We start from the raw sequence: 21530 nt of genomic DNA, 5'->3' as shown, positions 1-21530 counted from the left end.
ATCGAGAACCGAGAGAAGACTGAGCCTTATGGCCACCACTTCGCTTGACCTGGCCAAGGTCCGCAACATCGGGATCATGGCCCACATCGACGCGGGCAAGACGACCACCACCGAGCGGATCCTGTTCTACACCGGTGTTTCGTACAAGATCGGTGAAGTCCACGACGGCGCTGCCACGATGGACTGGATGGAGCAGGAGCAGGAGCGCGGCATCACCATCACGTCCGCCGCGACGACCTGTCACTGGCCGCTCGAGGGTGTTGATCACACGATCAACATCATCGACACCCCCGGTCACGTCGACTTCACCGTCGAGGTGGAGCGTTCGCTCCGCGTCCTCGACGGCGCCGTCACCGTCTTCGACGGTGTCGCCGGCGTGGAGCCGCAGTCCGAGACTGTGTGGCGTCAGGCGGACCGCTACGGCGTGCCGCGTATCTGCTTCGTCAACAAGCTCGACCGCACCGGCGCGGAGTTCCACCGCTGCGTCGACATGATCGTGGACCGCCTTGGCGCGGTTCCGCTGGTCATGCAGCTCCCGATCGGTGCCGAGGCCGACTTCAAGGGCGTGGTCGACCTCGTCCAGATGAAGGCTCTGGTCTGGTCCGCCGAGGCGACCAAGGGCGAGATGTACGACGTCGTCGACATCCCGGACACCCACGTCGAGGCGGCCGACGAGTGGCGCGGCAAGCTGCTCGAGGCCGTGGCAGAGAACGACGACGAGATGATGGAGCTGTACCTGGAGGGCCAGGAGCCCGACCAGGAGCAGCTGATGGCGGCCATCCGCCGCATCACCCTCGCCTCCAAGGGCGGCGCGGGCTCTGTCACCGTCACCCCGGTGTTCTGCGGCACCGCGTTCAAGAACAAGGGCGTACAGCCCCTGCTCGACGCGGTCGTGCGTTACCTGCCGTCGCCCCTGGACGTCGAGGCCATCGAGGGCCACGACGTCAAGGACCCCGACGTCATCGTCAAGCGCAAGCCGTCGGACGACGAGCCGTTCTCCGGCCTGGCGTTCAAGATCATGAGCGACCCGCACCTCGGCAAGCTCACCTTCGTCCGGGTTTACTCGGGCCGCCTGGAGTCCGGCAGCGCTGTGCTGAACTCGGTGAAGGGTAAGAAGGAGCGCATCGGCAAGATCTACCGCATGCACGCGAACAAGCGTGAGGAGATCGACTCGGTGGGCGCCGGCGACATCATCGCCGTCATGGGCCTGAAGCAGACCACCACCGGTGAGACGCTGTGCGACGAGAAGAACCCGGTGATCCTGGAGTCCATGGACTTCCCGGCGCCGGTCATTCAGGTCGCCATCGAGCCCAAGTCCAAGGGTGACCAGGAGAAGCTGGGTGTCGCCATCCAGCGTCTCTCGGAGGAGGACCCCTCCTTCCAGGTCCACTCGGACGAGGAGACCGGCCAGACCATCATCGGCGGCATGGGCGAACTGCACCTCGAGGTGCTGGTCGACCGCATGAAGCGCGAGTTCAAGGTCGAGGCCAACGTCGGCAAGCCGCAGGTCGCGTACCGCGAGACCATCCGCAAGACGGTCGAGCGCATTGACTACACCCACAAGAAGCAGACCGGTGGTACCGGTCAGTTCGCCAAGGTGCAGATCATGCTCGAGCCGCTCGAGGGTGGCGACGCGTCCTACGAGTTCGTCAACAAGGTCACCGGTGGCCGCATCCCCCGCGAGTACATCCCGTCGGTGGACGCCGGTGCGCAGGAGGCCATGAAGTTCGGCATCCTGGCCGGCTACGAGATGGTGGGCGTCCGCGTCACCCTTCTCGACGGTGGCTACCACGAGGTCGACTCGTCCGAACTCGCCTTCAAGATCGCCGGTTCGCAGGCGTTCAAGGAGGGTGCGCGCAAGGCGAGCCCCGTGCTCCTCGAGCCGATGATGGCCGTAGAGGTCACCACGCCCGAGGACTACATGGGCGACGTCATCGGCGACCTGAACTCCCGCCGTGGCCAGATCCAGGCCATGGATGAGCGCAGCGGCGCCCGCGTCGTGAAGGGCCTCGTGCCCCTCTCGGAGATGTTCGGCTACGTCGGAGACCTCCGCAGCAAGACCTCGGGTCGCGCAAGCTACTCGATGCAGTTCGACTCCTACGCCGAGGTTCCGCGGAACGTCGCCGAGGAGATCATCGCGAAGGCCAAGGGCGAGTAGCTCCGGGGATCCCGGAGTTCCACGCAAGCCTTAGGCTTGACGGCAGGCAGTGGGGCATACCGTCGCAATCCGTAAGAAGATTGCGGCGGGTGCTCTCCTCGCCCGCAACCCCAGCAAAGATCACCTGGCGCCGATGAAGCAAGGCGTACAGAACCACTCCACAGGAGGACCCCAGTGGCGAAGGCGAAGTTCGAGCGGACTAAGCCGCACGTCAACATCGGCACCATCGGTCACATCGACCACGGTAAGACGACCCTCACGGCCGCCATTACCAAGGTGCTGCATGACGCGTACCCGGACCTGAACGAGGCCTCGGCCTTCGACCAGATCGACAAGGCTCCCGAGGAGCGCCAGCGCGGTATCACGATCTCGATCGCGCACGTCGAGTACCAGACGGAGTCGCGTCACTACGCGCACGTCGACTGCCCCGGTCACGCGGACTACATCAAGAACATGATCACGGGTGCGGCGCAGATGGACGGCGCCATCCTCGTGGTCGCCGCCACCGACGGCCCGATGCCGCAGACCAAGGAGCACGTGCTCCTGGCCCGCCAGGTCGGCGTTCCGTACATCGTTGTCGCCCTGAACAAGGCCGACATGGTGGACGACGAGGAGATCCTGGAGCTCGTCGAGCTCGAGGTCCGTGAGCTGCTCTCCGAGTACGAGTTCCCGGGCGACGACCTTCCGGTCGTGCGCGTCTCGGCACTCAAGGCCCTTGAGGGCGACAAGGAGTGGGGCGAGAAGCTCCTCGGCCTCATGGCGGCCGTGGACGAGGCCATCCCGACTCCCGAGCGTGACGTCGAGAAGCCGTTCCTGATGCCGATCGAGGACGTCTTCACCATCACCGGCCGTGGCACCGTTGTCACCGGTCGTATCGAGCGTGGTGTCCTCAAGGTCAACGAGACCGTCGACATCATCGGCATCAAGGAAGCCAAGACCACCACCACGGTCACCGGCATCGAGATGTTCCGCAAGCTGCTCGACGAGGGCCAGGCCGGTGAGAACGTCGGTCTGCTGCTTCGTGGCATCAAGCGCGAGGACGTCGAGCGTGGCCAGGTCATCATCAAGCCGGGTACGGTCACGCCGCACACCCAGTTCGAGGCCCAGGCCTACATCCTGTCGAAGGACGAGGGTGGCCGTCACACCCCCTTCTTCAACAACTACCGTCCGCAGTTCTACTTCCGGACCACCGACGTGACCGGCGTCGTGACCCTCCCCGAGGGCACCGAGATGGTCATGCCGGGCGACAACACCGCCATGAGCGTTCAGCTGATCCAGCCGATCGCCATGGAGGAGGGCCTGAAGTTCGCCATCCGCGAGGGTGGCCGTACGGTCGGCGCCGGCCAGGTCACCAAGATCACCCAGTGATCTAGCGACCCAGCTGGTACGAGGGCCCGGTCCCACCGCTTCGGCGGTGGGACCGGGCCCTCGGCTTTGGGTGCACCAGGTGGCATCAGGTTTGACATAACCGACGTCATGGGTAAGGTAATCCGCCCGATTGGCGTCCGGCGCGGTCGGTATGGCAGACTAGCCAAGTTGCTCGGTCGAGCGCCGATGTTGCACGCCTCTCGTCGGGAGGACCGGAAGCGAGTCCCACAGTACTCGTCGCCCCTGCTGGGGCGGACGTACGGGAATCTTCCGGGAAGTGTCAACGGGGTGCAGACCAGGCACCTGGTGGGTGTCTTCTCCCACGAACCCCTTCACGAGGGATCTTCGCCATGCGGAGATTTACGGGAAGGGGAGCGACACGCCCGACCGCGTGGGTCGGGGAAAGACGGTCGAACCACCAGGTTCCAGAGCGTTCCACAGAGACAGGATTACGAGGAAGCCATGGCGGGACAGAAGATCCGCATTCGGCTCAAGGCATACGACCACGAGGTCATCGACTCTTCGGCGAAGAAGATCGTCGAGACGGTGACCCGTACTGGTGCGCATGTCGCGGGCCCGGTGCCGCTGCCCACTGAGAAGAACGTGTACTGCGTCATCAAGTCGCCGCACAAGTACAAGGACTCGCGCGAGCACTTCGAGATGCGCACGCACAAGCGCCTGATCGACATCCTCGACCCGACGCCCAAGACCGTTGACTCGTTGATGCGCCTGGACCTTCCGGCCGGCGTTGACATCGAGATCAAGCTCTGAGAGGCGCGGAGAAGATGGCAAAGCAGATCAAGGGCATCCTGGGCGAGAAGCTCGGCATGACCCAGGTCTGGGACGAGAACAACCGTGTCGTCCCGGTCACTGTTGTCAAGGCCGGCCCGAACGTCGTGACCCAGGTCCGTACCAACGACGTCGACGGTTACGAGTCGATCCAGATCGCTTTCGGCGAGATCGACCCGCGCAAGGTGAACAAGCCCCTCAAGGGCCACTTCGCCAAGGCAGACGTGACCCCCCGCCGCCACCTGGTGGAGCTCCGCACCTCCGACGCCGGCGAGTACACGCTCGGCCAGGAGATCACTGCCGAGGTGTTCGAGTCCGGCGTCAAGGTCGACGTCACGGGCAAGAGCAAGGGCAAGGGCTTCGCCGGTGTCATGAAGCGTCACAACTTCAAGGGCCTCGGCGCCGGACACGGCGTCCAGCGCAAGCACCGCTCGCCCGGCTCCATCGGTGGCTGCGCCACCCCGGGCCGTGTGTTCAAGGGCATGCGCATGGCAGGCCGTATGGGCAACGAGCGGGTCACCACCCAGAACCTGACCGTCCACGCCGTTGACGCGGAGAAGGGACTGCTCCTCATCAAGGGAGCCATCCCCGGTCCGAACGGCGGCCTCGTCCTGGTCCGCACCGCGGCCAAGGGGGCCTGAGGATATGAGCACCATTGACATTCTGTCGCCCTCCGGCGACACCACCGGGACCGTAGAGCTCCCGGCCGAGATCTTCGACGCCAAGGTCAGCATCCCGCTGATCCACCAGGTCGTCGTGGCGCAGCTCGCTGCCGCCCGTCAGGGCACGCACAGCACCAAGCGTCGTGGCGAGGTCCGTGGTGGTGGCAAGAAGCCGTACCGCCAGAAGGGCACCGGCCGCGCCCGTCAGGGTTCGACCCGCGCCCCGCAGTTCGTCGGCGGTGGCGTCGTCCACGGCCCCAAGCCGCGTGACTACTCGCAGCGGACCCCGAAGAAGATGGTCAAGGCCGCCCTCAAGGGCGCTCTGACCGACCGCGCGCGTCACAACCGCATCCACGTCGTGACCGGCGTCGTCGAGGGCTCCGCCCCGTCGACGAAGGCTGCCAAGTCCCTCCTCGGCAAGATCAGTGAGCGCAAGAACGTGCTCCTGGTCGTCGAGCGTGCCGACGAGGCCGCGTGGCTGTCCGCCCGCAACCTGCCCCAGGTCCACATCCTGGAGGCCGGTCAGCTGAACACGTACGACGTGCTCGTCTCCGACGACGTGGTGTTCACCAAGGACGCCTTCGACCGCTTCACCGGTGCCGGCGTTGCCGAGACCGAAGGGAGCGACGCCTGATGTCCGAGGCGACGATCACGAGCAAGACCTTCACGGACCCGCGCGACATTCTTGTCAAGCCGGTCGTGTCGGAGAAGAGCTACGCCCTGCTGGACGAGAACAAGTACACGTTCATCGTCGCGCCGGGCTCGAACAAGACCCAGATCAAGCAGGCCGTCGAGGCGGTCTTCTCGGTCAAGGTCACCGGGGTCAACACGATCAACCGGCAGGGCAAGCGCAAGCGCACCCGCACCGGCTTCGGCAAGCGCAAGGACACCAAGCGCGCCATCGTGACCCTCGCTGAGGGCGACCGAATCGACATCTTCGGCGGCCCGGTCTCCTAACGGAGTCCGAGTCGTCCGGAATCGGACGAGGACTGAGAAATGGGTATCCGCAAGTACAAGCCGACGACCCCGGGCCGTCGTGGCTCCAGCGTCGCCGACTTTGTCGAGATCACGCGGTCCACGCCGGAGAAGTCGCTGGTTCGCCCTCTGCACAGCAAGGGCGGCCGTAACAACGCCGGTCGGATCACCGTTCGCCACCAGGGTGGCGGACACAAGCGCGCCTACCGAGTGATCGACTTCCGTCGTCACGACAAGGACGGCGTGCCGGCCAAGGTCGCGCACATCGAGTACGACCCCAACCGCACCGCGCGCATCGCGCTGCTGCACTACGCGGACGGCGAGAAGCGCTACATCCTGGCCCCGGCCAAGCTGAGCCAGGGTGACCGGATTGAGAACGGCGCTGGCGCCGACATCAAGCCGGGCAACAACCTCCCGCTCCGCAACATCCCGGTCGGTACGACCATCCACGCCATCGAGCTGCGTCCCGGCGGCGGCGCGAAGATCTCCCGCAGCGCGGGCTCTTCCGTCCAGCTGCTGGCGAAGGAGGGCTCCATGGCCACCCTTCGTATGCCGTCCGGTGAGGTCCGTATGGTCGACGTTCGCTGCCGCGCCACCATTGGCGAGGTCGGCAACGCCGAGCAGTCGAACATCAACTGGGGCAAGGCCGGCCGTATGCGCTGGAAGGGCGTTCGCCCGAGCGTCCGCGGTGTGGCCATGAACCCCGTCGACCACCCGCACGGTGGTGGCGAGGGCAAGACCTCGGGAGGCCGTCACCCGGTCAGCCCGTGGGGTCAGAAGGAAGGACGTACTCGCTCGCCGAAGAAGGCAAGCAGCAAGTACATCGTCCGCCGCCGCAAGACGAACAAGAAGCGCTAGGAGCGGGTTTAGATGCCGCGCAGTCTCAAGAAGGGGCCCTTCGTCGACGACCACCTGATCAAGAAGGTGGACGTACAGAACGAAGCTGGCACCAAGAACGTCATCAAGACCTGGTCCCGGCGCTCGATGATCATCCCGGCGATGCTGGGCCACACCATCGCGGTGCACAACGGCAAGATCCACGTCCCGGTGTTCGTCACCGAGTCCATGGTCGGCCACAAGCTCGGCGAGTTCTCGCCGACCCGCACCTTCCGCGGCCACGTCAAGGACGACCGCAAGTCGAAGCGTCGCTGACGGCGGGGTGTGAACGACTATGACTGACACCGAAGGGACAACCATGGAAGCCAGGGCCCAGGCGCGGTACATCCGCGTCACGCCCATGAAGGCCCGCCGCGTGGTGGACCTTATCCGTGGCATGAGCGCCACGGAGGCTCAGGCGGTCCTGCGTTTCGCCCCGCAGGCCGCGAGCGTGCCGGTGGGCAAGGTGCTGGACAGTGCCATTGCCAACGCCGCGCACAACTACGACCACACGGACGCCGAGTCGCTGTTCATCAGCGAGGCGTTCGTGGACGAGGGCCCGACCCTGAAGCGGTTCCGGCCGCGCGCCCAGGGCCGTGCCTACCGGATCCGCAAGCGGACCAGCCACATCACCGTGGTCGTCTCCAGCAAGGAAGGGACCCGGTAATGGGCCAGAAGGTTAACCCGCATGGGTTCCGGCTCGGCATCACCACGGACTTCAAGTCCCGTTGGTACGCCGACAAGCTGTACAAGGACTACGTCAAGGAAGACGTGGCCATCCGCAAGATGATGACGCAGGGCATGGAGCGCGCCGGCATCTCGAAGGTTGAGATCGAGCGCACCCGTGACCGCGTCCGCGTCGACATCCACACCGCCCGGCCGGGCATCGTCATCGGCCGTCGTGGCGCGGAGGCCGACCGTATCCGCGGTGACCTCGAGAAGCTGACCGGCAAGCAGGTCCAGCTGAACATCCTCGAGGTCAAGAACCCGGAGACGGACGCTCAGTTGGTGGCCCAGGCCGTCGCCGAGCAGCTGTCCTCCCGTGTCTCCTTCCGTCGTGCGATGCGCAAGAGCATGCAGAGCACGATGAAGGCCGGCGCCAAGGGCATCAAGATCCAGTGTGGCGGTCGTCTCGGCGGCGCCGAGATGTCCCGCTCGGAGTTCTACCGCGAGGGCCGTGTGCCCCTGCACACGCTCCGCGCGAACGTCGACTACGGCTTCTTCGAGGCCCGTACGACCTTCGGCCGTATCGGTGTGAAGGTCTGGATCTACAAGGGCGACGTCAAGAACATCGCCGAGGTCCGCGCCGACAACGCCGCTGCCCGCGCGGGCAACCGCCCGGCGCGTGGTGCCGGCGGTGGCGGTAATGACCGTCCGCAGCGCCGCGGTGGCGAGCGCGGCGGCCGTGGTCGTCGTCCCCAGGGTGACGCTGCCCAGGCCCCCAAGGCCGAAGCTGTCGCTTCTGAGGCTCCGGCGGCTGCGGAGACCCCCGGAACGGAGGCCTGACCCTCATGCTGATCCCCCGTCGGGTCAAGCACCGTAAGCAGCACCACCCCAAGCGCCGTGGCATGGCCAAGGGCGGCACCGAGCTGGCGTTCGGTGAGTACGGCATCCAGGCCGTGACCCCGGCCTATGTGACGAACCGGCAGATCGAGTCCGCTCGTATCGCCATCACCCGTCACATTCGCCGTGGTGGCAAGGTCTGGATCAACATCTACCCGGACCGTCCGCTGACGAAGAAGCCGGCCGAAACCCGCATGGGTTCCGGTAAGGGTTCTCCGGAGTGGTGGATCGCGAACGTTCACCCCGGCCGGGTGATGTTCGAGCTGTCCTTCCCGAACGAAAAGGTTGCCAAGGAGGCGCTGACCCGCGCCGCCCACAAGCTTCCGATGAAGTGCCGGATCATCCGGCGCGAGGCAGGTGAGTCGTAATGGCGGCCGGCACCAAGACGGCAGAGCTGCGTGAGCTGGATGACGAGGGTCTCCTCGGCAAGCTCCGCGAGGCGAAGGAAGAGCTGTTCAACCTTCGCTTCCAGGCGGCCACCGGCCAGCTGGAGAACAACACCCGGCTGAAGATCGTCCGCAAGGACATCGCCCGGATCTACACCCTCATGCGTGAGCGTGAGCTCGGCATCGAGACGGTGGAGAGCGCCTGATGAGCGAGAAGAATGTGACTGACAAGACCGCACGCGCCGACCGCAAGACCCGCGAGGGCCTTGTCGTCAGCGACAAGATGGACAAGACCGTCGTCGTTGCCGTCGAGGACCGTGTCAAGCACGCCCTCTACGGCAAGGTCATCCGCCGCACGAACAAGCTCAAGGCGCATGACGAGCAGAACGCCGCCGGCGTCGGCGACCGTGTCCTCCTCGCGGAGACCCGGCCGCAGTCCGCCACGAAGCGGTGGCGGATCGTCGAGATCCTCGAGAAGGCCAAGTAATCCCTGAGGGCCCGGAAAAAATGGTGGGCCCTCAGGACCGTTCCGTCAGGCTCGGTAGGGGTCGGGGCAACCCGCCCCTGCCGGGAACCGACGCGACAATCAGGAGATAGACGTGATCCAGCAGGAGTCGCGGCTTCGGATCGCCGACAACACCGGTGCGAAGGAAATCCTTTGCATCCGTGTTCTCGGTGGCTCGGGCCGCCGCTACGCGGGAATCGGTGACGTCATCGTCGCCACCGTCAAGGACGCGATCCCCGGTGGCAACGTGAAGAAGGGCGAGGTCGTCAAGGCGGTCATCGTCCGGACCGTCAAGGAGCGCCGCCGCGCAGACGGCTCGTACATCCGGTTCGACGAGAACGCCGCCGTCATTCTGAAGAACGACGGCGACCCCCGCGGCACCCGTATCTTCGGCCCGGTGGGTCGTGAGCTGCGCGAGAAGAAGTTCATGAAGATCGTTTCTCTCGCGCCGGAGGTGCTGTAACCGATGAAGATCAAGAAGGGCGACCTGGTCCAGGTCATCACCGGTAAGGACAAGGGCAAGACGGGCAAGGTCATCGTTGCCTACCCCGTCGACGACCGCGTCCTGGTCGAGGGTGTCAACCGGGTCAAGAAGCACACCAAGGCCGGCCAGACCGCCCGTGGTTCCAAGACCGGCGGCATCATCACGACCGAGGCCCCGATTCACGTCAGCAACGTTCAGCTGGTCGTGGAGAAGGACGGCAAGAAGGTCGTCACTCGCGTCGGATACCGCTTCGACGACGAGGGCAACAAGATCCGCGTTGCCAAGCGGACGGGTGAGGACATCTGATGACTACCACCACCCAGCCGCGCCTCAAGCTGCGCTACCGCGAGGAAATCGCGGGCAAGCTGCGTGAGGAGTTCTCGTACGAGAACGTCATGCAGATCCCCGGCCTCGTCAAGATCGTGGTCAACATGGGTGTGGGCGACGCCGCCCGCGACTCCAAGCTGATCGAGGGCGCCATCCGCGACCTCGCCACGATCACCGGTCAGAAGCCGGCCGTCACCAAGGCCCGTAAGTCCATCGCGCAGTTCAAGCTGCGTGAGGGCCAGCCGATCGGCGCCCACGTCACCCTCCGGGGCGACCGCATGTGGGAGTTCCTGGACCGTACGCTGTCGCTCGCGCTCCCGCGCATCCGCGACTTCCGTGGTCTGTCGCCGAAGCAGTTCGACGGCCGTGGCAACTACACCTTCGGTCTCACGGAGCAGGTCATGTTCCACGAGATCGACCAGGACAAGATCGACCGCGTCCGGGGTATGGACATCACCGTGGTCACCACGGCGACCAACGACGCTGAGGGCCGCGCGCTCCTTCGTCACCTCGGCTTCCCGTTCAAGGAGGCGTGAGCCGTGGCGAAGAAGGCTCTCATTGCCAAGGCCGCCCGCAAGCCCAAGTTTGCGGTCCGTGCCTACAACCGTTGCCAGCGCTGCGGTCGTCCCCACTCCGTGTACCGCAAGTTCGGCCTGTGCCGCGTGTGCCTTCGTGAGATGGCTCACCGTGGCGAGCTGCCGGGCGTGACCAAGAGCTCCTGGTAACAACCTCTTCAGGTTGCACCAGGGCTCTCGGTAAGCATCTGGATGGCGGGAGCCCGGCCTTTCGTACCGTAAGGTAGAAGGGTTGGGCGCCCGCCGCCCACGACCGTCTTACTACGCCGTAGGTCCCCGTGCCGCACCCGTCCCCAGCATGAGTGGGGGAGAGGGATGGCGCAGATAGGAAACCCCGGCGAGAGAGGCCTAAGGCCATCACATGACCATGACTGACCCGATCGCAGACATGCTGACGCGTCTGCGGAACGCGAACTCCGCGTACCACGACGATGTCACCATGCCGTTCAGCAAGATCAAGTCGCACATCGCGGAGATCCTCCAGCAGGAGGGTTACATCGCGGGCTGGAAGGTCGAGGACGCCGAGGTCGGCAAGAACCTCACCATCGACCTGAAGTTCGGTCCGAACCGCGAGCGCTCGATCGCCGGCATCAAGCGCATCAGCAAGCCCGGTCTGCGGGTCTACGCAAAGTCCACCAACCTGCCGAAGGTGCTCGGCGGCCTGGGCGTGGCGATCATCTCCACGTCCCACGGTCTCCTCACCGGCCAGCAGGCCGCCAAGAAGGGTGTAGGCGGAGAAGTCCTCGCCTACGTCTGGTAACTCGGGAAACGGAGGTTCAGCAATGTCGCGTATTGGACGGCTGCCCATCCCGGTTCCCGCCGGCGTGGACGTCACCATCGATGGCCGGACGGTTTCGGTGAAGGGCCCCAAGGGTTCCCTCTCCCACACCGTTGCCGCGCCGATCGAGATCGCCAAGGGCGAGGACGGCACCCTGCAGGTGACCCGCCCCAACGACGAGCGTCAGAACAAGGCCCTGCATGGCCTGTCCCGCACGCTGGTGGCGAACATGATCACCGGCGTGACCGCGGGCTACAGCAAGAAGCTCGAGATCAGCGGTGTCGGCTACCGCGTTCAGGCGAAGGGCTCCAACCTGGAGTTCGCCCTGGGCTACAGCCACCCGATCCTCGTCGAGGCCCCTGAGGGCATCTCCTTCAAGGTCGAGAACCCCACCAAGTTCTCGGTCGAGGGCATCGACAAGCAGAAGGTCGGCGAGGTCGCCGCGAACATCCGCAAGCTGCGGAAGCCCGACCCGTACAAGGCCAAGGGTGTCAAGTACGAGGGCGAAGTCATCCGCCGCAAGGTCGGAAAGGCGGGTAAGTAAGCCATGGCATACGGTGTGAAGATCGCCAAGGGCAAGGCGTACAAGGGTGCCGCCCTCAAGCGTCGCCACATCCGGGTCCGCAAGCGGATCTCGGGTACGCAGGAGCGCCCGCGCCTGGTCGTGACCCGCTCCAACCGCGGTATCACGGCTCAGGTCATCGACGACATCGCGGGCCACACGCTCGCGTCGGCGTCGACTCTCGACTCGTCCATCCGCGGCGGCGAAGGCGACAAGAGCGCCAAGGCGAAGCAGGTCGGCCAGCTCGTGGCCGAGCGTGCGAAGGCCAAGGGCGTCGAGACTGTCGTGTTCGACCGTGGCGGCAACCAGTACGCCGGGCGCATCGCCGCCCTGGCGGACGCCGCCCGCGAAGCCGGGCTCAAGTTCTGAGTCCGCTCGTAGCTAGCGGAAGCAACGAAGAGAGGTAATTCCAATGGCTGGACCCCAGCGCCGCGGAAGCGGTGCCGGTGGCGGCGAGCGGCGGGAACGCAAGGACCGGCGGGACGGTGGCCAGCAGGCCGAGAAGACCGCCTACGTCGAGCGTGTTGTCGCCATCAACCGTGTCGCCAAGGTTGTGAAGGGTGGTCGTCGCTTCAGCTTCACCGCGCTGGTCGTGGTGGGCGATGGTGACGGCACCGTCGGTGTCGGTTACGGCAAGGCCAAGGAGGTGCCGGCCGCCATCGCCAAGGGTGTTGAGGAGGCCAAGAAGCACTTCTTCAAGGTCCCCCGTATCCAGGGCACCATCCCGCACCCGATCCAGGGTGAGAAGGCGGCGGGCGTCGTCATGCTCAAGCCGGCTTCCCCCGGTACCGGCGTTATCGCCGGTGGCCCGGTGCGTGCCGTGCTCGAGTGCGCCGGCGTCCACGACATCCTGTCGAAGTCGCTCGGATCGTCGAACGCGATCAACATCGTGCACGCCACGGTGGCCGCGCTTCAGGGCCTTCAGCGCCCCGAGGAGATCGCTGCCCGCCGCGGCCTGCCGCTGGAGGACGTCGCGCCCGCAGCCCTGCTGCGTGCTCGTGCCGGGGTGGGTGCGTAATGGCTCGCCTCAAGGTCACGCAGACGAAGTCCTACATCGGTAGCAAGCAGAACCACCGTGACACCCTGCGTTCGCTCGGGCTCAAGCGCCTGAACGACGTTGTGGTCAAGGAGGACCGCCCGGAGATCCGCGGCATGGTCCACACCGTCCGCCACCTCGTCACGGTCGAGGAGGTTGACTGACATGAGTAACGAGAACCCGCTCAAGCCGCACAACCTCCGTCCGGCTCCGGGCGCCAAGACCGCCAAGACCCGCGTGGGTCGTGGTGAGGCGTCCAAGGGCAAGACGGCCGGTCGTGGTACCAAGGGCACCAAGGCCCGCTACCAGGTTCCCGCGCGCTTTGAGGGTGGGCAGATGCCCCTCCACATGCGCCTGCCGAAGCTCAAGGGCTTCAAGAACCCGTTCCGTACCGAGTACCAGGTCGTCAACCTGGACAAGCTCGCGGTCCTCTACCCCGAGGGTGGCGAGGTCACGGTTGCGGACCTGATCGACAAGGGTGCGGTTCGCAAGAACCACCTCGTCAAGGTGCTCGGCACCGGCGAGATCACCGTGGCGCTGCAGGTGACCGTTGACGCGGTCTCCGGCTCCGCCAAGGAGAAGATCGCCGCTGCCGGCGGCACCGTCACCGAGCTCGTCTGAGTTCGAAAAGTGACTCCTCAACCGGGGATGTTCCGCACTTTGTGCGGGGCATCCCCGGTTGGTCATTCCTAGCGGACGTTCCTCGCCGGTAAGGTGGCGGACACTGCTATTCATTCGTTGTCCTAGCAATCGAGACCGTCACCTACCGCGCGCGTCGCGGGGGTCGCAGGAGGCACCGTGCTCACCGCGTTCGCCCGGGCGTTCAGGACGCCCGACCTGCGCAAGAAGCTGCTGTTCACGCTGGGCATCATGGTGCTGTACCGGCTGGGAGCCCACGTCCCGGTACCGGGCGTCGACTATCAGGTCGTCAATCAGTGCATCAAGGAAGTCGGCGGTTCCCAGGGGCTGTTCGGCCTGGTCAACCTGTTCAGCGGTGGTGCGCTTCTCCAGCTGACCATCTTCGCGCTCGGGATCATGCCGTACATCACGGCGAGCATCATCCTTCAGCTGCTGACCGTGGTCATTCCGCGCCTGGAGGCCCTCAAGAAGGAGGGCCAGGCAGGCACCACGAAGATCACGCAGTACACGCGCTATCTGACCGTCGCGCTCGCCGTACTGCAGGGCACCGGCCTGGTGGCCACCGCCCGCTCCGGCACGCTGTTCTCCCAGTGCTCCAACCGGTTCGGCATCGTCCCGGACACGTCGATCTTCACCACGATCACCATGGTCGTCACCATGACCGCCGGCACCGCCGTCATCATGTGGCTCGGTGAACTCATCACCGACCGCGGCATCGGCAACGGCATGTCGATCCTGATGTTCGTGTCGATCGCCTCCGGCTTCCCGACCTCCCTGTGGGCCATCAAGACGGCCGGCAAGATCGGGGGCGGCTGGGTCGAATTCGGCTCGGTGATCGCGATCGGCCTGGTGATGGTGGGCCTGGTGGTCTTCGTCGAACAGGCCCAGCGCCGTATCCCGGTCCAGTACGCGAAGCGCATGATCGGCCGCCGGTCCTACGGCGGTACGTCCACGTACATCCCCTTGAAGGTCAACCAGGCGGGTGTGATCCCGGTCATCTTCGCCTCGTCGCTGCTCTACATCCCGTCGCTGGTCGTGTCGTTCAGCGGCTCGACAGCGCCGTGGGCGCAATGGGTGCAGGCCAACCTGGTCAAGGGCGACCACCCGATTTACATCACCACGTACTTCCTGCTGATCGTTTTCTTCGCGTTCTTCTACGTCGCCATCTCCTTCAACCCCGAGGAAGTGGCCGACAACATGAAGAAGTATGGTGGGTTCATCCCGGGCATCCGGGCTGGTCGACCCACCGCTGAGTACCTCAGCTACGTGCTCAATCGGATCACGTGGCCGGGTGCGATGTATCTGGGTCTGATCGCCCTGGTGCCCACCGTGGCGCTGGTGCTGTTCAACGCGAACCAGAACTTCCCGTTCGGCGGGACGAGCATCCTCATCATCGTGGGTGTCGGTCTGGAGACCGTGAAGCAGATCGAGAGCCAGCTTCAGCAGCGTAATTACGAAGGGTTCCTCCGCTGATGCGCATCGTCCTCGTCGGCCCTCCTGGGGCGGGCAAGGGTACGCAGGCCGCGTACCTTGCCAGGAACCTGTCGATCCCGCACATTTCCACGGGCGACCTCTTCCGCGCCAACATCAGCCAGGGCACGCCGCTCGGCAAGCAGGCGCAGGCCTACATGAAGGTCGGCGACCTGGTGCCCGACGAGGTCACCATCGGCATGGCGAAGGACCGCCTGGAGCAGTCGGATGCCGAGCACGGCTTCCTGCTGGACGGCTTCCCGCGCAACCTCGCACAGGCCGAGGCGCTCGACCGGATCCTCAAGGAGGAGGGCATCGCGCTCGACGCGGTCCTCGACCTCGAGGTCCCGGAGGAGGAAGTGGTCCGGCGCATCGCGGGCCGCCGTACGTGCCGCAATGACAGCAGCCACACCGTCCACGTCGAGTACAAGAAGCCCAAGGTCGACGGCGTCTGCGACGAGTGCGGTGGCGAGCTGTACCAGCGCGAGGACGACACCGAGGAGACGGTGCGGCGCCGTCTCGAGGTCTACCACCGCGAGACCGAGCCGATCATCGACTACTACCGGGCGCAGGATCTGGTGATCACCATCTCCGCGCTCGGGCCGGTGGCCGAGGTGACCCAGCGGGCGATGGACGCGCTGCGGGCACGCAAGGGCGCGGTAGCGGAGTAGGCAGTACGTACGAAGTGCAAAACGGCCGCGGTGCCCATGGGGCGCCGCGGCCGTTACCGTTGAACGCAGGCCGTTTAGAGGAGGGCGTAAGCCGATGGTCGAGATCAAGAACCCCGAGCAGATCGCGAAGATGCGGGCGGCGGGTCTTGTCGTCGCGGCCATCCACGAGGCGACCCGCGAGGCGGCGGTCCCCGGGGCCACGACGAAGGACCTGGACGACGTCGCGCGCAAGGTGCTCGCCGACCACGGGGCCAAGTCGAACTTCCTCGGTTATGGCGGCTTCCCTGCGACCATCTGCACCTCGGTCAACGACGTCGTCGTCCACGGCATCCCGGACACCGCGACCGTTCTCAAGGACGGCGACATCATCTCCATCGACTGCGGCGCCATCGTCGACGGCTGGCACGGCGACGCCGCGTACACTGCCTTCGTCGGCACCGGTCACGCTCCGGAGCTGGTCGAGCTCAGTCGCGTCACCGAGGAGTCCATGTGGGCCGGCATCGCCGCCTTCCGCAAGGGCGACCGTCTCGTCGACATCTCCCGCGCCATCGAGACCTACATCCGCCGCCAGCCCAAGCCCGGCGGCGGCAAGTACGGAATCATCGAGGAATACGGCGGCCACGGCATCGGCACCGCCATGCACATGGACCCCCACCTCCTCAACTACGTCAATCGCAAGCGCGGCCGCGGCATCCGCCTCGTCCCCGGCCTCGCCCTCGCCATCGAGCCCATGGTCAGCCTCGGCACCCCCCTCACCCACGTCCTCGAAGACGAGTGGACCGTCAAAACCAACGACGGCACCTGGTCCTCCCACTGGGAGCACTCCGTCGCCCTGACGGAAGAGGGTCCCCTGGTCCTGACCGCCGTGGACGGCGGCAAGGCAAAGCTGGCGGAGTACGGCATCACGGCGGCGCCGGACCCGCTGGCCTAGTGTTCTGTGCCCAGGCCGGGCGCGTTGGCCCATGTCGGGTTGTCGGCCGGAGGCCGGCGCAGCTGGTCGAAGCCAGCGAAGCGCCCGCGAGAGCGGCGAGAAGAAGAGGCCGGGGGCGTAATGATCTCGGGGATTGGGCATGGTATGGGCCCGGATTCGTCTTTCAGGATGGGCTGACGTAGACTGACACGTCGGCTCTCGCATGCCTGCGTGCATGTACGGGCCGACCAAGGTAGTCGATCCCGAAAGCAGGACATGGCCAAGAAGCAAGGCGCCATCGAGATCGAGGGCACCGTTATCGAGTCTCTGCCGAACGCAATGTTCAAGGTGGAACTGCAGAACGGTCACAAGGTCCTCGCGCACATCAGCGGCAAGATGCGGATGCACTACATCCGTATTCTCCCGGATGACCGGGTCGTCGTGGAGCTGTCTCCGTACGACCTGACGCGCGGACGGATCGTCTACCGCTACAAGTAGCAACGAGTAGATCTCACGACCCGGAGAACCTGAACCCCATGAAGGTCAAGCCGAGCGTCAAGAAGATCTGCGACAAGTGCAAGGTGATCCGCCGCCACGGTCGGGTCATGGTCATCTGCGACAACCTGCGCCACAAGCAGCGCCAGGGCTGACGTACGACCACCTGCACTACCGCAGTTCTTCGCGCGACGCACAAAATGTAGATACGCAGTCACCCATCCCCTGCGCGAAGGGGATGACACCCCCGGCGGAGGCCGGGGACCCGGCCGCCACGTACGCGTACGGTCCGGGAGAGGTGCTGTGGAAGACCTCCGACGCTAACCAGGAGCCAGTCAGTGGCACGCATCTCGGGCGTTGACATCCCGCGCGAAAAGCGCGTGGAGATCGCCCTCACCTACGTCTTCGGTATCGGTCGCACCCGTGCCCAGGAGACCCTGAAGAACACCGGCGTGAACCCGGACACCCGCGTCCGCGACCTTGCCGAGGAAGACCTCGTCAAGATCCGCGAGTACGTGGACGCCAACTACAAGACCGAGGGTGACCTCCGCCGTGAGGTCCAGGCGGACATCCGCCGCAAGGTCGAGATCGGCTGCTACCAGGGTCTGCGGCACCGCCGTGGCCTGCCGGTCCACGGTCAGCGCACCCACACGAACGCCCGCACCCGCAAGGGCCCGCGTCGCGCCATCGCCGGTAAGAAGAAGCCGGGCAAGAAGTAGTCCTCAGCAGGACGCTTATCAGCGGTCTTCGCTGTAGGACCGACCACCTCCCCTCTGGAGTCAACACATGCCCCCCAAGGGTCGCCAGGGCGCTGCCAAGAAGGTGCGCCGCAAGGAAAAGAAGAACGTCGCTCACGGCCACGCGCACATCAAGAGCACGTTCAACAACACCATCGTCTCGATCACGGACCCGTCCGGCAACGTGATCTCCTGGGCCTCCGCCGGCCACGTCGGCTTCAAGGGCTCGCGCAAGTCCACCCCCTTCGCCGCGCAGATGGCCGCCGAGTCGGCCGCCCGCCGCGCGCAGGAGCACGGCATGCGCAAGGTCGACGTCTTCGTCAAGGGTCCCGGCTCCGGCCGTGAGACCGCGATCCGCTCCCTCCAGGCCACTGGCCTCGAGGTCGGCTCGATCCAGGACGTCACCCCCACCCCGCACAACGGCTGCCGTCCGCCGAAGCGCCGCCGTGTCTGACGCTCCGGCGTCAGCGCACTCGCGCTTGTAGTACGGATCGGGCGGTACGGACGCTTTGCGGCCGTACCGCCCGTACCCTTGCAGTATCCGTCGGCATCAAATAGTGGGTGCCGCAGACTGGAGGCAACACCTCATGCTGATTGCTCAGCGCCCCTCGTTGACCGAAGAGGTCGTCGACGAATTCCGCTCCCGGTTCGTGATCGAGCCGCTGGAGCCGGGCTTCGGCTACACCCTTGGCAACTCGCTCCGCCGTACGCTCCTCTCCTCGATCCCGGGTGCCGCAGTCACCTCGATCCGGGTCGACGGTGTCCTGCACGAGTTCACCACCGTGCCGGGCGTCAAGGAGGACGTCACCGACCTCATCCTCAACATCAAGCAGCTGGTCGTCTCCTCGGAGCACGACGAGCCGGTCGTGATGTACCTGCGCAAGCAGGGCCCGGGTGTGGTCACCGCCGCCGACATCGCGCCCCCGGCCGGTGTCGAGGTGCACAACCCCGACCTGGTTCTGGCCACCCTGAACGCCAAGGGCAAGCTGGAGATGGAGCTGACCGTCGAGCGCGGTCGCGGCTACGTCTCCGCCGTCCAGAACAAGCAGCAGGGCCAGGAAATCGGCCGGATCCCGGTCGACTCCATCTACAGCCCGGTGCTCAAGGTCACGTACAAGGTCGAGGCGACCCGTGTCGAGCAGCGCACCGACTTCGACAAGCTGATCGTCGACGTCGAGACCAAGCAGGCCATGCGCCCGCGCGACGCGATGGCTTCGGCCGGTAAGACCCTGGTCGAGCTGTTCGGCCTGGCCCGCGAGCTCAACGTCGATGCCGAGGGCATCGACATGGGCCCGTCCCCGACGGACGCCGCGCTGGCGGCGGACCTCGCGCTCCCGATCGAGGAGCTCGAGCTCACCGTCCGTTCGTACAACTGCCTCAAGCGCGAGGGCATCCACTCCGTGGGTGAGCTCGTGGCGCGTTCCGAGGCGGACCTGCTCGACATCCGCAACTTCGGTGCGAAGTCGATCGACGAGGTCAAGGCGAAGCTGGCCGGAATGGGCCTGGCCCTCAAGGACAGCCCGCCCGGATTCGACCCGACCGCCGCTGCCGACGCCTTCGGCGCCGACGACGACGCGGACGCGGGCTTCGTGGAGACCGAGCAGTACTGAGCCTGACCTGATTGCTGCCCGCAGGCGTCCGCCTGCGGGGCCCTGACACCGGTACCTGATACGGCCGGTGCAGATCTCAAGGAGAAACACCATGCCGAAGCCCGCCAAGGGCGCCCGTCTGGGCGGCAGCGCTGCGCACGAGAAGCTTCTCCTCGCGAACCTCGCGAAGTCGCTCTTCGAGCACGGCCGCATCACCACCACCGAGGCCAAGGCGCGCCGTCTGCGTCCCATCGCGGAGCGCCTGGTCACCAAGGCGAAGAAGGGCGACATCCACAACCGTCGCCTGGTGCTGCAGACGATCACGGACAAGAGCGTCGTCCACACGCTCTTCACCGAGATCGCCCCGCGGTACGAGAACCGCCCCGGTGGCTACACCCGCATCACCAAGATCGGCAACCGTCGTGGCGACAACGCCCCGATGGCGGTCATCGAGCTGGTGGAGGCCCTGACCGTCGCCCAGCAGGCGACCGGTGAGGCCGAGGCCGCGACAAAGCGCGCGGTCAAGGAGTCCGAGGCCAAGCCCGAGGTCGTCGAGGACGCCAAGCCCGAGGCTGACGCCGAGGCCGAGGTTGTCGAGGACGAGGCTCCGGCCGAGGAGTCCAAGGACGCGTAACGCGTACCAGGACGGGCCCGCCCCCAGGTTGCTGGGGGCGGGCCCGTTTCGCGTTTCTGAGAGGATCACCCGCGTGAGCGATGAGGTGGAGCCCGGTTTCGTACGGGTGCGGCTGGACCTGGCCTATGACGGCGCCGAATTCTCCGGCTGGGCCAAGCAGCGGAACCGGAGGACCGTGCAGGGCGAGCTGGAATCCGCCATCCAGACCGTGCTCCGGCTGGCGGACCCGGTGGACCTGACCGTCGCCGGCCGAACCGATGCCGGGGTGCATGCGCGGGGCCAGGTCGCCCACGTCGACCTTCCGGCGGAGGTCTGGGCGGCCGAGGGCGGCAAGCTTCTGCGGCGGCTGGCCGGGCGGCTGCCCTGGGACGTGCGGGTGTGGCGGGTCAGCGAGGCCCCGGAGGGCTTCAACGCGCGCTTCTCCGCGATCTGGCGGCGTTACGCGTACCGGGTGGGCGACCATCCGGGCGGCGTCGACCCGCTGCTGCGCGGGCACGTGCTCTGGCACGACAGGCCGGTGGACGTCGGCCTGATGAACGAGGCGGCGAAGCTGCTGCTCGGCGAGCACGACTTCGCGGCGTACTGCAAGAAGCGGGAGGGCGCCACGACGATCCGTACGCTCCTCGAGCTGTACTGGGAGCGGGACCCGGCGACCGGGCTGGCCGTCGCCACGGTGCGGGCCGACGCCTTCTGCCACAACATGGTGCGCGCCCTGGTCGGCGCGATGATCCTGGTCGGCGACGGGCACCGCGCGGTGGGCTTCCCCGGCGAGGTCCTCGCCGGGCGCGTCCGGCACTCGGCGGTCAACGTCGTACGGCCGCACGGGCTCACCCTGGAGGAGGTCGGCTATCCGGCCGACGAGCTGCTCGCGGCCCGTAACCGCGAGGCCCGCAACATGCGCACGCTGCCGGGGTGCCGCTAAGACTCATCCCGTATTGGTGTGGGATGCCGTTTCCGTTCCGGCGTGACCTGGTGCCTGTGGTACCGGGTCGCGCTGGCGTGCTGTTCCGGTGTGGGCCTTGTGCCGCGTGGTTGCGGGTCGGGTCTCATCCGGGGTGGGTACGTTACGGGTGGCGGTGTTTTGCCGAGCAGGGGCCCGCTGCCGGGGAACTAGGGTTCCGGGCTGGTGGGCTGCCGTGTGGGCGCGGCCCCGGGTGGGGCTGGCGCCTCGCTGCGGTTGACTCGACAGGGCCTCTTGCAGCCCTGGGGAGAACAGGATCTGAGTGTTGCGTGCCTGGACGGTGTCCAGACGCGCGGTGGCTGGGTCGTCGGGGTCGGTCAGGGTGGTGTGTGCGGCGAGCGCTGCGGAGACCAGGTCACGGTCCGCGGCCAGGCCGCACG

The 21530-nt window shown here is 66.2% G+C and carries 33 protein-coding genes; all 33 read left to right on the top strand.

The window, feature by feature from the left end; genetic code table 11:
- Nucleotides 1-28 precede the first annotated feature (28 nt).
- The 33 genes from fusA to truA all read left to right on the top strand — a co-directional run bounded on the left by fusA (nt 29) and on the right by truA (nt 21111).
- Entirely contained in the window at nt 29-2158 is a 2130-nt protein-coding gene (gene fusA, locus EFK10_RS16150) for an elongation factor G (protein ID WP_127356393.1), read from the top strand.
- Between the two features lie 174 nt (nt 2159-2332).
- Nucleotides 2333-3526, top strand: a complete 1194-nt coding sequence (gene tuf / locus EFK10_RS16145; protein ID WP_127356392.1) for an elongation factor Tu — start codon at nt 2333-2335, stop codon at nt 3524-3526.
- 462 nt (nt 3527-3988) lie between these two features.
- The gene (gene rpsJ / locus EFK10_RS16140; protein WP_127356391.1) at nt 3989-4297 is read left to right on the top strand and encodes a 30S ribosomal protein S10; all 309 of its coding nucleotides are present in this window, start codon (nt 3989-3991) and stop codon (nt 4295-4297) included.
- 14 nt (nt 4298-4311) lie between these two features.
- The gene (gene rplC, locus EFK10_RS16135) at nt 4312-4956 is read left to right on the top strand and encodes a 50S ribosomal protein L3 (protein ID WP_127356390.1); all 645 of its coding nucleotides are present in this window, start codon (nt 4312-4314) and stop codon (nt 4954-4956) included.
- A gap of 4 nt (nt 4957-4960) precedes the next feature.
- Nucleotides 4961-5611 carry a 50S ribosomal protein L4 gene (rplD, locus tag EFK10_RS16130; protein ID WP_127356389.1) on the top strand — a complete coding sequence of 217 codons (651 nt, stop codon included), beginning with the start codon at nt 4961-4963 and terminating at the stop codon, nt 5609-5611.
- Entirely contained in the window at nt 5611-5934 is a 324-nt protein-coding gene (rplW, locus tag EFK10_RS16125; RefSeq protein WP_127356388.1) for a 50S ribosomal protein L23, read from the top strand. The genes rplD and rplW overlap by 1 nt, the downstream gene beginning before the upstream one ends.
- A gap of 39 nt (nt 5935-5973) precedes the next feature.
- Nucleotides 5974-6810 (top strand): 50S ribosomal protein L2, encoded by an 837-nt coding sequence (gene rplB, locus EFK10_RS16120; RefSeq protein ID WP_127356387.1) that lies wholly within the window; start codon nt 5974-5976, stop codon nt 6808-6810.
- Nucleotides 6811-6822: 12 nt separating this feature from the next.
- Nucleotides 6823-7104, top strand: a complete 282-nt coding sequence (gene rpsS, locus EFK10_RS16115) for a 30S ribosomal protein S19 (RefSeq protein ID WP_127356386.1) — start codon at nt 6823-6825, stop codon at nt 7102-7104.
- Between the two features lie 43 nt (nt 7105-7147).
- Entirely contained in the window at nt 7148-7495 is a 348-nt protein-coding gene (rplV, locus tag EFK10_RS16110) for a 50S ribosomal protein L22 (protein WP_127356416.1), read from the top strand.
- On the top strand, nt 7495-8334 hold the full coding sequence (gene rpsC, locus EFK10_RS16105; RefSeq protein WP_127356385.1) for a 30S ribosomal protein S3: 840 nt from the start codon (nt 7495-7497) through the stop codon (nt 8332-8334). The genes rplV and rpsC overlap by 1 nt, the downstream gene beginning before the upstream one ends.
- A gap of 5 nt (nt 8335-8339) precedes the next feature.
- Nucleotides 8340-8759, top strand: coding sequence for a 50S ribosomal protein L16 (gene rplP / locus EFK10_RS16100; RefSeq protein WP_127356384.1), 420 nt, complete (start codon nt 8340-8342; stop codon nt 8757-8759).
- Complete coding sequence (gene rpmC, locus EFK10_RS16095; RefSeq protein WP_127356383.1) at nt 8759-8983, top strand: 50S ribosomal protein L29; 225 nt, start codon at nt 8759-8761, stop codon at nt 8981-8983. Before rplP ends, rpmC begins: the two co-directional genes overlap by 1 nt.
- Complete coding sequence (rpsQ, locus tag EFK10_RS16090; RefSeq protein ID WP_127356382.1) at nt 8983-9264, top strand: 30S ribosomal protein S17; 282 nt, start codon at nt 8983-8985, stop codon at nt 9262-9264. The genes rpmC and rpsQ overlap by 1 nt, the downstream gene beginning before the upstream one ends.
- 112 nt (nt 9265-9376) lie before the next feature.
- The gene (rplN, locus tag EFK10_RS16085) at nt 9377-9745 is read left to right on the top strand and encodes a 50S ribosomal protein L14 (RefSeq protein ID WP_073492414.1); all 369 of its coding nucleotides are present in this window, start codon (nt 9377-9379) and stop codon (nt 9743-9745) included.
- A 3-nt stretch (nt 9746-9748) separates the two neighbouring features.
- Nucleotides 9749-10072 (top strand): 50S ribosomal protein L24, encoded by a 324-nt coding sequence (gene rplX, locus EFK10_RS16080; RefSeq protein WP_127356381.1) that lies wholly within the window; start codon nt 9749-9751, stop codon nt 10070-10072.
- Nucleotides 10072-10629: a 50S ribosomal protein L5 gene (rplE, locus tag EFK10_RS16075; RefSeq protein ID WP_127356380.1), complete on the top strand. Its 558-nt coding sequence runs from the start codon at nt 10072-10074 to the stop codon at nt 10627-10629. The genes rplX and rplE overlap by 1 nt, the downstream gene beginning before the upstream one ends.
- Before the next feature lie 3 nt (nt 10630-10632).
- Nucleotides 10633-10818, top strand: coding sequence for a type Z 30S ribosomal protein S14 (locus tag EFK10_RS16070; protein WP_030890724.1), 186 nt, complete (start codon nt 10633-10635; stop codon nt 10816-10818).
- A 211-nt stretch (nt 10819-11029) separates the two neighbouring features.
- Nucleotides 11030-11428, top strand: a complete 399-nt coding sequence (rpsH, locus tag EFK10_RS16060; protein ID WP_127356379.1) for a 30S ribosomal protein S8 — start codon at nt 11030-11032, stop codon at nt 11426-11428.
- 22 nt (nt 11429-11450) lie between these two features.
- Nucleotides 11451-11990 (top strand): 50S ribosomal protein L6, encoded by a 540-nt coding sequence (gene rplF, locus EFK10_RS16055; protein WP_127356378.1) that lies wholly within the window; start codon nt 11451-11453, stop codon nt 11988-11990.
- Nucleotides 11991-11993: 3 nt separating this feature from the next.
- On the top strand, nt 11994-12377 hold the full coding sequence (rplR, locus tag EFK10_RS16050) for a 50S ribosomal protein L18 (protein WP_127356377.1): 384 nt from the start codon (nt 11994-11996) through the stop codon (nt 12375-12377).
- 43 nt (nt 12378-12420) lie between these two features.
- On the top strand, nt 12421-13026 hold the full coding sequence (gene rpsE, locus EFK10_RS16045) for a 30S ribosomal protein S5 (protein WP_127356376.1): 606 nt from the start codon (nt 12421-12423) through the stop codon (nt 13024-13026).
- Nucleotides 13026-13208: a 50S ribosomal protein L30 gene (gene rpmD, locus EFK10_RS16040; RefSeq protein ID WP_037912396.1), complete on the top strand. Its 183-nt coding sequence runs from the start codon at nt 13026-13028 to the stop codon at nt 13206-13208. The genes rpsE and rpmD overlap by 1 nt, the downstream gene beginning before the upstream one ends.
- 1 nt (nt 13209) lies before the next feature.
- A complete protein-coding gene (gene rplO / locus EFK10_RS16035; protein ID WP_127356375.1) occupies nt 13210-13665 on the top strand; it encodes a 50S ribosomal protein L15 in 456 nt (151 codons plus the stop codon).
- Nucleotides 13666-13842: 177 nt separating this feature from the next.
- Nucleotides 13843-15156, top strand: coding sequence for a preprotein translocase subunit SecY (gene secY, locus EFK10_RS16030; protein WP_127356374.1), 1314 nt, complete (start codon nt 13843-13845; stop codon nt 15154-15156).
- The gene (locus EFK10_RS16025) at nt 15156-15824 is read left to right on the top strand and encodes an adenylate kinase (protein ID WP_127356373.1); all 669 of its coding nucleotides are present in this window, start codon (nt 15156-15158) and stop codon (nt 15822-15824) included. Before secY ends, EFK10_RS16025 begins: the two co-directional genes overlap by 1 nt.
- 94 nt (nt 15825-15918) lie before the next feature.
- Nucleotides 15919-16755 (top strand): type I methionyl aminopeptidase, encoded by an 837-nt coding sequence (map, locus tag EFK10_RS16020; protein WP_127356372.1) that lies wholly within the window; start codon nt 15919-15921, stop codon nt 16753-16755.
- 255 nt (nt 16756-17010) lie between these two features.
- Nucleotides 17011-17232: a translation initiation factor IF-1 gene (gene infA / locus EFK10_RS16015; protein ID WP_003956442.1), complete on the top strand. Its 222-nt coding sequence runs from the start codon at nt 17011-17013 to the stop codon at nt 17230-17232.
- A gap of 38 nt (nt 17233-17270) precedes the next feature.
- Nucleotides 17271-17384 carry a 50S ribosomal protein L36 gene (gene rpmJ, locus EFK10_RS16010; RefSeq protein WP_003956441.1) on the top strand — a complete coding sequence of 38 codons (114 nt, stop codon included), beginning with the start codon at nt 17271-17273 and terminating at the stop codon, nt 17382-17384.
- 183 nt (nt 17385-17567) lie between these two features.
- The gene (rpsM, locus tag EFK10_RS16005; RefSeq protein ID WP_127356371.1) at nt 17568-17948 is read left to right on the top strand and encodes a 30S ribosomal protein S13; all 381 of its coding nucleotides are present in this window, start codon (nt 17568-17570) and stop codon (nt 17946-17948) included.
- Between the two features lie 67 nt (nt 17949-18015).
- Entirely contained in the window at nt 18016-18420 is a 405-nt protein-coding gene (rpsK, locus tag EFK10_RS16000) for a 30S ribosomal protein S11 (RefSeq protein WP_003956432.1), read from the top strand.
- 133 nt (nt 18421-18553) lie between these two features.
- Entirely contained in the window at nt 18554-19576 is a 1023-nt protein-coding gene (locus tag EFK10_RS15995) for a DNA-directed RNA polymerase subunit alpha (RefSeq protein ID WP_127356370.1), read from the top strand.
- A gap of 91 nt (nt 19577-19667) precedes the next feature.
- Entirely contained in the window at nt 19668-20189 is a 522-nt protein-coding gene (gene rplQ / locus EFK10_RS15990) for a 50S ribosomal protein L17 (protein WP_127356369.1), read from the top strand.
- Nucleotides 20190-20262: 73 nt separating this feature from the next.
- Complete coding sequence (truA, locus tag EFK10_RS15985; protein WP_127356368.1) at nt 20263-21111, top strand: tRNA pseudouridine(38-40) synthase TruA; 849 nt, start codon at nt 20263-20265, stop codon at nt 21109-21111.
- The last annotated feature ends 419 nt before the right edge of the window (nt 21112-21530 follow it).

The sequence above is a fragment of the Streptomyces soli genome, from assembly GCF_003999195.1.
Lineage (GTDB): Bacteria > Actinomycetota > Actinomycetes > Streptomycetales > Streptomycetaceae > Actinacidiphila > Actinacidiphila soli.
Note: the sequence above shows the minus strand (reverse complement) of the source record. Positions and strands in the feature narration are given on the sequence as shown.